The 12,228-nt window shown below is 59.6% G+C and carries 12 protein-coding genes; 9 read left to right on the top strand and 3 right to left on the bottom strand.

Going from position 1 to position 12,228, the window contains the following annotated elements:
* Positions 1–149: 149 nt before the first annotated feature.
* The gene (gene hemF / locus FKM52_RS09470; protein WP_141176200.1) at positions 150–1,070 is read right to left on the bottom strand and encodes an oxygen-dependent coproporphyrinogen oxidase; all 921 of its coding nucleotides are present in this window, start codon (positions 1,068–1,070) and stop codon (positions 150–152) included.
* A 285-nt stretch (positions 1,071–1,355) separates the two neighbouring features.
* Between hemF and FKM52_RS09465 the strand changes: the two genes are divergently transcribed.
* The 9 genes from FKM52_RS09465 to cysM all read left to right on the top strand — a co-directional run bounded on the left by FKM52_RS09465 (position 1,356) and on the right by cysM (position 8,900).
* Positions 1,356–1,781: a GNAT family acetyltransferase gene (locus FKM52_RS09465; RefSeq protein ID WP_141175958.1), complete on the top strand. Its 426-nt coding sequence runs from the start codon at positions 1,356–1,358 to the stop codon at positions 1,779–1,781.
* Between the two features lie 38 nt (positions 1,782–1,819).
* Positions 1,820–2,275 (top strand): DUF2919 domain-containing protein, encoded by a 456-nt coding sequence (locus FKM52_RS09460; protein WP_141175957.1) that lies wholly within the window; start codon positions 1,820–1,822, stop codon positions 2,273–2,275.
* A gap of 65 nt (positions 2,276–2,340) precedes the next feature.
* Positions 2,341–2,943: an RpoE-regulated lipoprotein gene (locus FKM52_RS09455; protein ID WP_141175956.1), complete on the top strand. Its 603-nt coding sequence runs from the start codon at positions 2,341–2,343 to the stop codon at positions 2,941–2,943.
* A gap of 87 nt (positions 2,944–3,030) precedes the next feature.
* The gene (locus tag FKM52_RS09450; protein WP_141175955.1) at positions 3,031–3,927 is read left to right on the top strand and encodes a Dyp-type peroxidase; all 897 of its coding nucleotides are present in this window, start codon (positions 3,031–3,033) and stop codon (positions 3,925–3,927) included.
* A 223-nt stretch (positions 3,928–4,150) separates the two neighbouring features.
* Positions 4,151–5,161 (top strand): sulfate ABC transporter substrate-binding protein, encoded by a 1,011-nt coding sequence (locus FKM52_RS09445; protein ID WP_141175954.1) that lies wholly within the window; start codon positions 4,151–4,153, stop codon positions 5,159–5,161.
* Positions 5,161–5,994 (top strand): sulfate/thiosulfate ABC transporter permease CysT, encoded by an 834-nt coding sequence (cysT, locus tag FKM52_RS09440; RefSeq protein WP_141175953.1) that lies wholly within the window; start codon positions 5,161–5,163, stop codon positions 5,992–5,994. The genes FKM52_RS09445 and cysT overlap by 1 nt, the downstream gene beginning before the upstream one ends.
* Positions 5,994–6,869, top strand: a complete 876-nt coding sequence (gene cysW, locus FKM52_RS09435) for a sulfate/thiosulfate ABC transporter permease CysW (RefSeq protein WP_141175952.1) — start codon at positions 5,994–5,996, stop codon at positions 6,867–6,869. Before cysT ends, cysW begins: the two co-directional genes overlap by 1 nt.
* The gene (cysA, locus tag FKM52_RS09430) at positions 6,859–7,947 is read left to right on the top strand and encodes a sulfate/thiosulfate ABC transporter ATP-binding protein CysA (protein ID WP_141175951.1); all 1,089 of its coding nucleotides are present in this window, start codon (positions 6,859–6,861) and stop codon (positions 7,945–7,947) included. Before cysW ends, cysA begins: the two co-directional genes overlap by 11 nt.
* Positions 7,948–8,018: 71 nt before the next feature.
* On the top strand, positions 8,019–8,900 hold the full coding sequence (gene cysM, locus FKM52_RS09425; RefSeq protein WP_141175950.1) for a cysteine synthase CysM: 882 nt from the start codon (positions 8,019–8,021) through the stop codon (positions 8,898–8,900).
* A 23-nt stretch (positions 8,901–8,923) separates the two neighbouring features.
* On the opposite strand, the gene FKM52_RS09420 is transcribed toward cysM, so the two are convergent.
* Positions 8,924–10,864 (bottom strand): MacB family efflux pump subunit, encoded by a 1,941-nt coding sequence (locus FKM52_RS09420; protein ID WP_141175949.1) that lies wholly within the window; start codon positions 10,862–10,864, stop codon positions 8,924–8,926.
* Entirely contained in the window at positions 10,864–12,060 is a 1,197-nt protein-coding gene (locus tag FKM52_RS09415) for an efflux RND transporter periplasmic adaptor subunit (protein ID WP_141175948.1), read from the bottom strand. The genes FKM52_RS09420 and FKM52_RS09415 overlap by 1 nt, the downstream gene beginning before the upstream one ends.
* Positions 12,061–12,228: the final 168 nt, after the last annotated feature.

The following is a 12,228-nucleotide window of genomic DNA, read 5'->3' as shown; positions in this document are numbered from 1 at the left end:
TCAGGCGGCGGCGTCAGCCGGAGTCGCGCGCCGTTCGCGCCGCGCAGCCTTTAGCCCGCATCCGGCCGCCGCTCCCGCGCGCTTTGCGGCGCGGGGCGCTGTACGTAGCGGCATAGCGGCTTTGATCCAGGGCGCCTTATCCGCTCTGGTCAGGCTTTATTGCCCAGCCACTCTTTAACCGGCAGGAAATCGCGGTAGAGCGCCGCCTCCGGCGAATCAGGCTGCGGCTGATAATCATATTCCCAGCGCACCAGCGGCGGCATTGACATCAGGATAGATTCGGTACGGCCGCCGGTTTGCAGACCAAACAGCGTGCCGCGATCCCACACCAGATTAAACTCCACGTAGCGCCCGCGGCGATAGAGCTGGAACTGACGCTGGCGATCGCCCCACGGCATATCTTTGCGGCGCGCGACGATCGGCAGATAGCCTTTGAGAAAACCGGCGCCAACCGCGCGCGTAAAGGCAAAACAGGTGGCGAAATCGGGCGTGTTCAGATCGTCGAAAAACAGGCCGCCGATGCCGCGCTGTTCGTTGCGGTGTTTCAGAAAGAAGTAGTCATCGCACCACTTCTTGTAGCGTGGATAGCGATCGGCGCCGAACGGCTGGCAGAGATCGAAGGCGGTCTGGTGCCAGTGCACCGCATCCTCCTCAAAACCGTAATAGGGAGTGAGATCGAAACCGCCGCCGAACCACCAGACCGGATCGGCGCCCGGCTTTTCCGCGATAAAGAAACGCACGTTGGCGTGGCTGGTAGGGATATAGGGATTCTCCGGATGAATAACCAGCGAAACGCCCATGGCTTCGAAGCTGCGTCCCGCCAGCTCAGGCCGGTGCGCGGTGGCGGATGCCGGCATCCGATCGCCGTGGACGTGAGAAAAATTGACCCCGGCCTGCTCAAAGATCGCGCCCTGACGCAGCACCCGGCTGCGCCCGCCGCCGCCCGCAGGCCGTGTCCAGCTATCTTCCTGAAACTGCCCGCCGCCGTCCGCCAGCGTCAGCTGCTGACATATTTCATCCTGTAGCGCCAGCAGAAAGGCTTTTACCTGTTCAATATTGGGAGCATTCATATTCTTCACCGTTGAATAAACAAGGGGCATAGTTCGCTCCCTGGTAGCAGGCTCCGGAGTATACCTAAGCCGGACGCTGATTGCGGCGTGCGTAACTAAAAAGTTGGTTATAACGTAGCGGCTGGTCGGGCGGCGGCAGGCAAGGCGGCGCAGACTTTTGCTACTTATTTCAGCAAAATAAACAGCCGGCATAAATTTTTTTCCCGGCAGGCGCGCCGCGAGGGTTGCGCCGCCGAAAGAATGCGTGATAATCAATGAATTGTGGGTAACGTCTGGGAAAATTTCATGGAAATCCGCGCATTCCGCCAGGAAGACTTTGAAGAGGTTATTACGCTTTGGGAACGCTGCGATCTGTTACGCCCGTGGAACGACCCGGAAATGGATATCGAGCGTAAGCTAAATCACGATCCCGATCTGTTTCTGGTAGCGGTCGTCGGCGGCGAAATCGTCGGCACCCTGATGGGCGGCTACGACGGCCATCGCGGCTCGGTCTACTATCTGGGCGTCCATCCCGACTATCGTGGACGCGGCTTTGCCAACGCGCTGCTCAATCGTCTGGAGAAAAAGCTGATCGCGCGCGGCTGCCCGAAAATCAACCTGATCGTGCGTGAAGAGAACGATGCGGTTATCGGATTTTATGAGAAGCTGGATTACGATATGCAGGATGTGGTCTGTCTTGGCAAACGTATAATTGAAGATCGTGAATATTAATCTTGTCCGGCCGCGGCAGCGCGGCTAACCCTTTCTTTATGTTACCTTTCTCCCCGGATGATTATGACGGTAAAGGCCAGCTGCGTTTACCGCCGGCCTTTTGGGCGATTCTGCTGCTGCAGGCGCGCACCTGGGTGCTGTTTATTATGGCCGGCGCCTCGCGTCAGCAGGGCAGCGCGCTGCTGGCGCTCTTCTATCCCGACAGCGGCGCCTTCTGGCTGGGGCTGGGGTGCGGCGTACCGGCGGCGCTTGGGCTGCTGTTGACCGGCTATCGCCAGCGCCTGCCGCGCCTCTGGCAAAGCTGGCGTTGGGTGCTGTGCGCCGGTTTGCTGTTGAGCCTGGCGCTGACGGTATGGCAAAGCTGGCAGGAGGGCGATCTCGCTACGCCGGCGCTCTGGCTGCCCGCCTGCTTCGATCTGCTGGCGCTCTGCTGGCTGCTGCTTAGCCAGCGGCTGAAAGCCTGCTTCGCGGCGGAGCTGAACCGTCCGGAATAAAACTTTTTGCGCTTATGCGACTCCAACCTCACGGCAAAAGTCGCATCACCATCTCAGGAGTTGAAATGAAATCAGTACGATCGGCATTCATTGTCGCGGCCTTATTGTTGGTAAGCTGCGCCAGCAGCGGCTCGCACCGCAGCGAAACCAGCTGGTGGAATCCGCTTGACTGGTCCTGGTCCACCCTGTGGCCCGGCAACTGGTTCGGTTCCGCGCTGACCGTTACCGAGCAGGGCGTTGGCGCGGTTAACGGCAGCACGCCGCTGCAGGCAAACGCCATCAACGAGGCGCTGAACGGCGATTATCGGCTGCGCCAGGGGATGCGCAGCGAGCAGGGCGGCGTGGTCAACTTCTGGCAGGCGCTGAAGGATGATGAGGTCAGTCTGACCCTGAGCGGCAAGGAGAGCGTCAGCCGCATTGAGGTCAGCGATGTGGAGATCGCCAGCGCCGACGGCACCCATATCGGCGATGCGTTCAGCAAACGCTATCAGAAAGCCTTCGGGCACTGTCAGCCCGTTGCTAACGAGGCGTCAGTGCTGTGTCAGGCGCCCAACAGCCAGCACATCAGCTATCTCTATCAGGGGCAATGGGCCGGTCCGCTGGGGCTGATTCCACCTGACGATATCTTGCAGAGCTGGCGCGTCAGTAAAATTATCTGGCAGCGTTAAGCGGTAATCGCGGCGGCGCCTCACTTTTCGCCGCCGCTTTCCGTTATGATATGGCCCTGTTTTATTTCATTTCTGGAGTAATGCCGAATGTCTCAGCATCAGAGCGGCATCCTGACCGAACACAGCCGCTTCGCCATCTGGCTGGAAGCCGCCGTCCACGGCGATCTGCAACAGGTGCGCCAGGGCGTCAACGAATTTTATCAACAGTTAACCACGCTGCAGCAGCGCTATCCTGACGCCGGTCTGGGCGCGGTGGTCGCTTTTGGCAACGCGCTGTGGCGCGATCTGGCGCCGACGGGCAGCGCGCCGGAACTGAAGGATTTTCAGCCGCTGGGGAATAATATCGCGCCGGCTACCCAGCGCGATCTGTTGATTCATATACAATCGCAGCGCCATGACGTTAACTTCTCGCTGGCGCAGGCTGCGCTGGCCGCCTTTGGCGCGGCGCTGCGTGTTGAAGAGGAGACGCACGGCTTCCGCTGGACGGAAGATCGCGATCTCTCCGGTTTCGTAGACGGCACCGAGAACCCGCAGGGCGAGATGCGTCAGCAGGTGGCGGTTATCGCCAACGGCGTGGACGCCGGCGGCAGCTATATATTCACCCAGCGCTGGGAGCATAATCTGTCGCAGCTGAATCGCCTGCCGCTGTCGCAGCAGGAGCAGATGATCGGGCGTACCAGGCAGAGCAACGAAGAGCTGCCGGGCGATGCGCGTCCTGATACCTCGCATCTGAGCCGGGTCGATCTGAAAGAGAACGGCCAGGGGCTGAAAATTTTGCGTCACAGCCTGCCTTACGGCACCGCCAGCGGCACCAACGGCCTCTACTTTATCGCCTACTGCGCGACGCTGCATAACATCGAACAGCAGCTGCTGAGCATGTTTGGCGAACGCGACGGTAAATATGACGCGATGCTGCGCTTTACCAAGCCGGTTAGCGGCGCGTGGTGGTTCGCGCCTTCCGTTGCAACGCTGTTAGCGCTGTAAAGCTTCAGGCGGCGCCGCGTGGCAGGCGTCACTATTCCCGCCCGCCCGGCGCCGCTACTCCCGCCGCGCCCTTTGCCGTTTTTTCGCTAACCTTTGCCGCCTTCTTATGCCTTTTTCGACTTTAAAATCAGCAAACGATATATAAAACCGTTACAGCTTTGCGCTGAGTTATAAATACACTGAGCATACGGTGCACAGGCCGGCATATGACTCAGGGTGTGAAATGACATTTTCCGTGACGAAAAAGTTTTTCAGCGCTACAGCGCTCAGTTTGCTGTTAGCCGTCAGCGCGCAGGCGACCGAGCTGCTTAACAGCTCTTATGACGTCTCGCGTGAACTCTTTACCGCGCTGAATGCTCCCTTTATTAAACAGTGGGATGAAACGCATCCCGGCGATAAGCTCACCCTGCGTCAGTCTCATGCCGGTTCGTCAAAGCAGGCATTAGCGATCCTTCAGGGCCTGAAGGCTGACGTGGTGACCTATAACCAGGTTACCGATGTCCAGATCCTGCACGAGCGCGGCAGATTGCTGCCGGCGAACTGGCAGACGCGCCTGCCGAATCACAGCTCGCCTTTTTACTCCACCATGGCTTTCCTGGTGCGCAAAGGTAATCCAAAGCAGATTCATAGCTGGAACGATCTGGTGCGCAGCGACGTGAAGCTGATATTCCCGAATCCCAAAACCTCTGGCAACGGGCGTTATACCTGGCTGGCGGCATGGGGCGCGGCGGAGCAGGCGAACCACGGCGATGGCGCCAAAACCCGGCAGTTTATGCAGCAGTTTGTGAAGAACGTTGAGGTTTTCGATACCGGCGGGCGCGGCGCCACCACTACCTTTGTCGAGCGCGGGCTGGGCGATGTGCTGATCAGCTTCGAATCGGAAGTGAACAACATTCGCCAGCAGTACGCCAGCCAGGGCTATGAAGTCGTAGTGCCGGAAGTCGATATTCTGGCTGAGTTCCCGGTGGCGTGGCTGGATAAAAACGTGCAGCACAATCATAGCGAAGCGGCGGCGAAAGCCTATCTCAACTATCTCTATACGCCGACGGCGCAAAAAATCATGACGCAATTTTATTATCGGGTAAACAATCCGCAGCTGATGGCGCAGGCGAAGTTTCCGCAAACCGAGCTGTTTCGCGTTGAGGATCGCTTCGGCAGCTGGCAGCAGGTGATGAAAACCCATTTCGCCAGCGGCGGCGAGCTGGATAAGCTGCTGGCGGCGGGGCGCGGTTAATGTTTGCTGCAAGTAGTAAGCGCGTACTGCCGGGATTCGGCATCAGCCTCGGCAGCAGCCTGTTTTTTACCTGCCTGATTTTGCTGCTGCCGCTGAGCGCCCTGTTGATGCAGCTGGCGCAGATGTCGCTGGCGCAATACTGGCAAGTCATTACTAATCCTCAGGTGATGGCGGCCTATAAGGTGACGCTGCTGGCTGCGGGCGTCGCCTCTGTTTTCAACGCCGTGTTCGGCATGCTGATGGCCTGGATCCTGACGCGCTATCGCTTTCCCGGACGCAGCCTGCTGGACGGGCTGATAGATTTGCCTTTTGCGCTGCCGACGGCGGTGGCTGGTTTGACGCTGGCGGGCCTGTTTTCGGTTAACGGCTGGTACGGTCAGTGGCTGGCGCAGTTTGATATTAAGGTTTCCTATACCTGGCTCGGCATCGCGGTAGCGATGGCCTTTACCAGCATTCCTTTTGTGGTGCGCACCGTTCAGCCGGTGCTGGAAGAGCTGGGGCCGGAATATGAAGAGGCGGCGCAAACTCTGGGCGCCACGCCGTGGCAGAGCTTTCGCCGCGTGGTGCTGCCGGAGGTGGCGCCGGCGCTGCTGGCGGGCACTGCGCTTTCGTTTACCCGCAGCCTGGGTGAGTTCGGCGCGGTAATCTTTATCGCCGGTAACATCGCCTGGAAGACGGAGGTTACCTCGCTGATGATTTTTATCCGTCTGCAGGAGTTCGATTATCCGGCCGCCAGCGCTATCGCTTCGGTGATCCTTGCCGCCTCGCTGCTGTTGCTGTTCGCCATTAATACTTTACAAAGCCGCTTCGGGCGCCGTCTGGGAGGTCACTGATGGCCGATATTACTCAGCTGAACGGCGTACAACGCCAGCCCGTTAACTGGAGTAAGTGGTTGCTGATTGCTGTCGGCGCGCTGGTTTCATTTCTGCTGCTGGTGGTGCCGCTGATCGCGATCTTTACCGAGGCGCTGGCGCAGGGCGCTGTTGCGGCGCTGAGCAATCTCGCCGATGCCGATATGCTGCATGCCATCTGGCTGACGGTGCTGGTGGCGCTGATTACCGTCCCGGTTAACCTGGTGTTCGGTACGCTGCTCGCCTGGCTGGTGACGCGTTTTACTTTTCCGGGCCGCCAGCTGCTGCTGACGCTGTTCGATATCCCCTTTGCGGTGTCGCCGGTGGTTGCCGGCCTGATTTATCTGCTGTTCTGGGGCGTTAATGGCCCGGCAGGCGGCTGGCTGGATGCGCACAGCATTCAGCTGATGTTCTCCTGGCCCGGCATTGTAATGGCGACCATTTTCGTTACCTGTCCGTTCGTGGTACGCGAGCTGGTGCCGGTCATGCTCAGCCAGGGCAGCCATGAGGACGAGGCGGCGGTGCTGCTGGGCGCCTCCGGCTGGCAGATGTTCCGCCGCGTAACCCTGCCGAATATTCGCTGGGCGCTGCTGTACGGCGTGGTGCTGACCAACGCGCGCGCCATCGGCGAGTTTGGCGCGGTCTCGGTGGTATCGGGATCGATTCGCGGCGAAACCTATACGCTGCCGCTACAGGTTGAATTACTGCATCAGGATTATAACAGCGTCGGCGCCTTTACCGCCGCCGCGCTGCTGACCCTGATGGCGATAGTGACGCTATTTCTGAAAAGCGCGCTGCAATGGCGATTAGAGAACCAGCAGAAGCGCTTACAGCAGGAGGGAAATCATGAGCATTGAGATTAGCCAGATCAACAAATCCTTTGGCCGGACGCGCGTGCTGAACGACATCTCGCTGGATATTCTTTCTGGTCAGATGGTGGCGCTGCTTGGCCCATCGGGTTCCGGTAAAACTACGCTGCTGCGCATTATTGCCGGGCTGGAGCACCAGAACAGCGGGCAGATTCGCTTTCATGGCAAGGATGTCAGCCGCCTGCACGCGCGCGATCGCCAGGTGGGTTTTGTCTTCCAGCACTACGCGCTGTTTCGCCATATGACGGTATTTGACAATATCGCCTTCGGCCTGACGGTATTGCCTAAGCGCGAGCGCCCGTCGGCGCAGGCGATTAAGCAAAAGGTAACGCAGCTGCTGGAGATGGTACAGCTGGCGCATCTGGCTAATCGTTATCCGGCCCAGCTTTCCGGCGGACAAAAACAGCGTGTGGCGCTGGCGCGCGCGCTGGCGGTAGAGCCGCAGATCCTGCTGCTGGATGAGCCGTTTGGCGCGCTGGACGCCCAGGTGCGCAAAGAGCTGCGTCGCTGGCTGCGTCAGCTGCATGAAGAGCTGAAATTTACCAGCGTCTTTGTTACCCACGATCAGGAAGAGGCGATGGAAGTGGCCGATCGGGTGGTAGTAATGAGCCAGGGGAATATCGAGCAGGTCGGCACGCCGGATGATGTCTGGCGCGATCCCGCCAGCCGTTTCGTGCTGGAGTTCCTCGGCGAGGTTAATCGCTTCGATGCTGAAGTTCACGGTTCGCAGTTCCACGTTGGCGCGCATCACTGGCCGCTGGGCTTTACGCCGGCGCAGCAGGGCGCGGTTGAGCTCTTTTTACGCCCATGGGAGATCGAGGTTAACCGCTATAGCAGCCTGGAGACGCCGCTGCCGGTGCAGGTGCTGGAGGTCAGCCCGCGCGGCCACTTCTGGCAGCTGCTGGTTCAGCCCGCAGGCTGGCAGGCCGAACCGTTCAGCCTGGTGTTTGATGGCGGGCATAGCGCGCCGCTGCGCGGTGAACGCCTCTATGTCGGCCTGCAACAGGCGCGCCTCTATCAGGGAAATACCCCGCTGCGCACGGTTGCCTTTGCCGAAAGCGCCTGATATTTTCTCACTTCTTTCATATGTCGGGCGGGACTGCTGCCCGCCATCTCTTGCCTGCCGGGATAAATATTGTGACCACGCTGGAAAGCACCATCGGCAATACGCCGTTGATTAAACTGCAGCGCCTGACGCCTGCCAACGGCAGTGAAATATGGCTGAAGCTTGAGGGCAATAATCCCGCCGGATCGGTTAAAGATCGCGCCGCGCTGTCAATGATTCAGGGCGCCGAGCGGCGCGGCGAAATCAGCCCCGGCGATCGGCTGATTGAAGCGACCAGCGGCAATACCGGCATCGCGCTGGCGATGATCGCAGCGATTAAAGGTTATGCGCTGAGGCTGTTGATGCCTGACAATATGAGCGCCGAACGGCAGGCGGCGATGCGCGCCTACGGCGCCGAGCTGGTGCTGATAAGCCGCGAGTTGGGCATGGAGGGCGCGCGCGATCTGGCGCAGGCGATGGCGGCGCGCGGTGAAGGCAAGGTGCTGGATCAGTTTAACAACCCCGATAACCCGCTGGGACATTACGCTACCACCGGGCCGGAAATCTGGCGGCAGAGCGCCGAGCGCATTACCCATTTTGTTTCCAGCATGGGCACCACCGGCACCATCACCGGGGTAGGGCGCTATCTGAAAGAGCAGAACCCGCAGGTGCAGGTTATCGGCTTACAGCCGCTGGAGGGCAGCAGCATTCCCGGCATTCGCCGCTGGCCCGCCGCCTGGATGCCGGGGATCTGGCGGCCGGATCTGGTCGATCGTATTGTGGATATGGGACAGAGCGAGGCGGAAGAAACCATGCGTCAGCTGGCGACGCGCGAGGGCGTGTTCTGCGGCGTCAGCTCCGGCGGCGCGGTAGCCGGCGCGCTGCGCATCGCCGCAGAAAATCCCGGCAGCGTAGTGGTGGCGATTATTTGCGATCGCGGCGATCGTTATCTCTCTACCGGCGTCTATCAGTAACGCGGCCCCGACCGGGGCCACGCTTATTCGCGCTCCAGGGCGTGGATCGGATCGAGACGGGCGGCGCGCCGCGCCGGGAAGAAGCCGAAAATCACGCCAATCAGGCTGGAGCAGACAAAGGCCGCCACGATAGAGAAGGGCGAATAGATCATGCTGAAGCTGTTGGTTACCTGGGCGAGTATCATGCCCGGCACCAGCGACAGCAGCACGCCGATAATGCCGCCGGTCAGGCAGACCAGCACCGCCTCAATCAGGAACTGCTGCATAATATCGCTGGCGCGCGCGCCTACCGCCATGCGTACGCCAATCTCGCGCGTGCGCTCGGTTACCGATACCAGCATGATATTCATCACGCCGATACCGCCCACCAGCAACGAAATCAGGGCGATCATCGCCACCAGCAGAGTCATGGTATTGGTGGTGTTTTCGATGGTCTGACGAATGCTGTCGGCATTAAAGATGAAAAAGTCTTTATCGGTGTGGCGCTGCGTCATCAGGCGCGTAACGCCCTGTTCCGCCAGCGCCAGATCGACATTATCCTTCACCCGCACGGTAATGCCGCTGAGCCAGGTTTGCCCCACCATACGCTTCATCACCGTGGTATAGGGCACCCAGATATCCAGGTTACTGTCGTTAACGAAGCTGCTCTGATGAGTCGCGACGCCAACGATGCGTACCGGCATATTCCCCAGCATCAGCACCTGCCCCAGCGGGTTTTCACCGTTGGCGAACAGCCGGTTACGGGTATTTTTATCAATCACCGCCTCCTGCGCCAGCGTATCAACGCTATGGCGGTCAAAGGCTTTCCCCTGCGCGATCTGATAGCCGCGCACGGCAAAAAACTGTTCGCCGACGCCGTTAATCGATACCGACAGCGCCTGATTGCGATATTTCAGCGTGGTGCTGGTGGAAAGCAGCGGCGTAACGCTGTGAACATAGGGCTGATGCGCCAGCGCCTCCGCATCGCTGGCGCGCAGCGTCTGAATTGAGGAGGCGTGCATATCGCCGAAATCTTTCCCCGGATAGATCTCCAGCGTGCTGGTGCCCATTGAGCTGATTTCATTAAGAATTTTTTGCTGTGAGCCTTTGCCGAGCGCCACCACCGCCACCACCGAGGCGATGCCGATAATAATGCCGAGCATGGTGAGGAAGGTGCGCAGCCGCTGCGACAGCATGGAAACCAGCGCCATGCGAAAGGCTTCGGTGAGACGATCGCGCGCGGCACGCCAGGCGTTGCCTTTGTCACGAGTGGTCAGGCGCGGCGGCGGCGCGGCGCTCGCCTCGTCACGCCGGGTATCGCTGAGGATTTCGCCGTCGCGAATTTCAATAATGCGCTGGGCGTGCTGCGCAATATTCATATCGTGAGTAACGATTACGATAGTGTGCCCCTGCTGATGCAGATCGTGCAGGATACGCATTACCTCTTCGCCGCTGCGGCTGTCGAGCGCGCCGGTCGGCTCATCGGCCAGGATCACTTCGCCGCCGTTCATTAGCGCGCGCGCAATACTGACGCGCTGCTGCTGGCCGCCGGAAAGCTGGCCTGGCCGGTAATGCAGGCGTTCGCCCAGGCCGAGGCGGGTTAACAGGGCGGTGGCGCGTTCCCGGCGCGCCTGCGGCGCTTTCCCGGCATAGATAGCGGGCATTTCGGCGTTGCCCAGCGCCGTCAGCTCGCTCAGCAGATGATAGCGCTGGAAGATAAAGCCGAAGTGCTCGCGGCGCAGCGCCGCCAGCGCATCATCGTCCAGCGCGGAGACGGCGCGTCCGGCAACGAGGTAGTCACCGGCGCTGGCCTTATCAAGACAGCCGAGAATATTCATCAGCGTTGATTTGCCAGAACCCGACTGCCCTACGATAGCGACAAACTCTCCGGCTTCGATAGCAAGATGAATATTGTGCAGCACCTGTACCTGCTGCTCGCCGTTCTGGAAGGAACGGCTGATATTGTTAAGTTCCAGCAGCGCCATTAGCGTGGTTCCGCTCCGGGAGGCGCGTCTTTGGCCGCCGCCTCGTTACGTTGCCCCAGCACCACTTTCTCGCCCACCTGCAGGCCGGAGATAATTTCGGCTTCGATATTATCATTCAGCCCCACCTGCACGGCGCGGCGCGTTACCTGCTGGTTAGCATCTACCACCTGCACCGTGGTTTTGCCATCGGCGTTATCAATTGCGGTGGCGGGGATCACCAGCGCGTTTGGCCGCTCGCCCAGCACGATATGCACCTCTGCCGACATCGAGATACGCAGGCGATGCTCTGGATTAGGCACGTCAAACAGGCCGTAATAGTAGATGGCTTTTTTATCGCTTGAGCTGCTGGAGGAGCCGGTCAGGCTGCTGCTCTCTTCGTTAATGGAATCCGGCGCGGGCTCAATGGCGCGCAGGCGGGCTTCATAACGCTTATTCGGCTCGCCGAGGATAGAAAACCAGACTTTCATGCCTGGTTCGACTTTAATCACGTCCGCTTCGGAAATTTGCGCTTTTACCGTCATGGTGTCGAGGTTGGCAACCTTCATCAGCGTCGGCGCGCTCTGCACGGCGTTAACCGTCTGTCCGGCCTCTACCGGTACGGAGACTACGGTGCCGTCAATCGGCGATACGATACGGGTGTAGCCCAAATTGACCTGCGCGGTATTTACCTCGATTTGCGCCTGGGCAATCTGCGCTTCCAGCGCGCGAATTTCCGCTTCGGTAGCGCTCAGCGTCGCCAGCGCGCTGTCATAGTCCGCTTTCGGCGTCAGGTTTTTCGCCAGCATCGCCTTCTGGCGCGCAAAGGCGGCGCGGAAGTTGGTTAGCTGCGCCAGCTTAGCCGCCCGCTGCGCCTCAATGTTTTTTAGCGCCGCCTGTGCGTTTTGCAGCGCATTTTGCTGCGTCATGCTGTCGATTTCCGCCACCAGCTGCCCCTGTTTAACCTGATCGCCCAGATCGACCAGCAAACTTTTGATCTGGCCGGAAGCCTGCGCGCCGACGCTGACCAGCTTGCTGGCGGAAAGCGTGCCGTCGGCCAGCACTTCTTGCTGTAGCGGACGCTGTTCAACGGTAGCAGTCAAAAATTGCGCCGGCGCCTGTTGCGGACGCAGCAGCAGCCAGGCGATAACGGCGGCAATCAGTAAAAACAGCAGCAGTAATAACCGTTTACGTTTAAATAAGGTGCGGCCTAATGCCATGTCGACAATCCCTGAAGCGAAGAAAGCACTGGTATAACGTAAAAGCCTGCCACAATAAAGCGAAACGACCGTTCAATCAGGAGAAGTTCTCTGTAAGGATTCAGTAAAACCTGCTGCGCAACGCCGGGCTTAAGGTCAAAATAGCGCCAACCGTGATTGAGAGTAGAC

Origin of the sequence: Mixta tenebrionis, from assembly GCF_006517625.1 — a bacterium.
GTDB lineage: Bacteria > Pseudomonadota > Gammaproteobacteria > Enterobacterales > Enterobacteriaceae > Mixta > Mixta tenebrionis.
This window is presented reverse-complemented; position numbering and strand designations above follow the sequence as displayed.

Excerpts from the sequence above, each read along its gene's own strand:
- hemF (WP_141176200.1), bottom strand. The coding sequence starts at position 1,070 with ATGAATGCTCCCAATATTGAACAGGTAAAAGCCTTTCTGCTGGCGCTA.
- FKM52_RS09465 (WP_141175958.1), top strand. The coding sequence starts at position 1,356 with ATGGAAATCCGCGCATTCCGCCAGGAAGACTTTGAAGAGGTTATTACG.
- FKM52_RS09460 (WP_141175957.1), top strand. The coding sequence starts at position 1,820 with ATGTTACCTTTCTCCCCGGATGATTATGACGGTAAAGGCCAGCTGCGT.
- FKM52_RS09455 (WP_141175956.1), top strand. The coding sequence starts at position 2,341 with ATGAAATCAGTACGATCGGCATTCATTGTCGCGGCCTTATTGTTGGTA.
- FKM52_RS09450 (WP_141175955.1), top strand. The coding sequence starts at position 3,031 with ATGTCTCAGCATCAGAGCGGCATCCTGACCGAACACAGCCGCTTCGCC.
- FKM52_RS09445 (WP_141175954.1), top strand. The coding sequence starts at position 4,151 with ATGACATTTTCCGTGACGAAAAAGTTTTTCAGCGCTACAGCGCTCAGT.
- cysT (WP_141175953.1), top strand. The coding sequence starts at position 5,161 with ATGTTTGCTGCAAGTAGTAAGCGCGTACTGCCGGGATTCGGCATCAGC.
- cysW (WP_141175952.1), top strand. The coding sequence starts at position 5,994 with ATGGCCGATATTACTCAGCTGAACGGCGTACAACGCCAGCCCGTTAAC.
- cysA (WP_141175951.1), top strand. The coding sequence starts at position 6,859 with ATGAGCATTGAGATTAGCCAGATCAACAAATCCTTTGGCCGGACGCGC.
- FKM52_RS09420 (WP_141175949.1), bottom strand. The coding sequence starts at position 10,864 with ATGGCGCTGCTGGAACTTAACAATATCAGCCGTTCCTTCCAGAACGGC.
- FKM52_RS09415 (WP_141175948.1), bottom strand. The coding sequence starts at position 12,060 with ATGGCATTAGGCCGCACCTTATTTAAACGTAAACGGTTATTACTGCTG.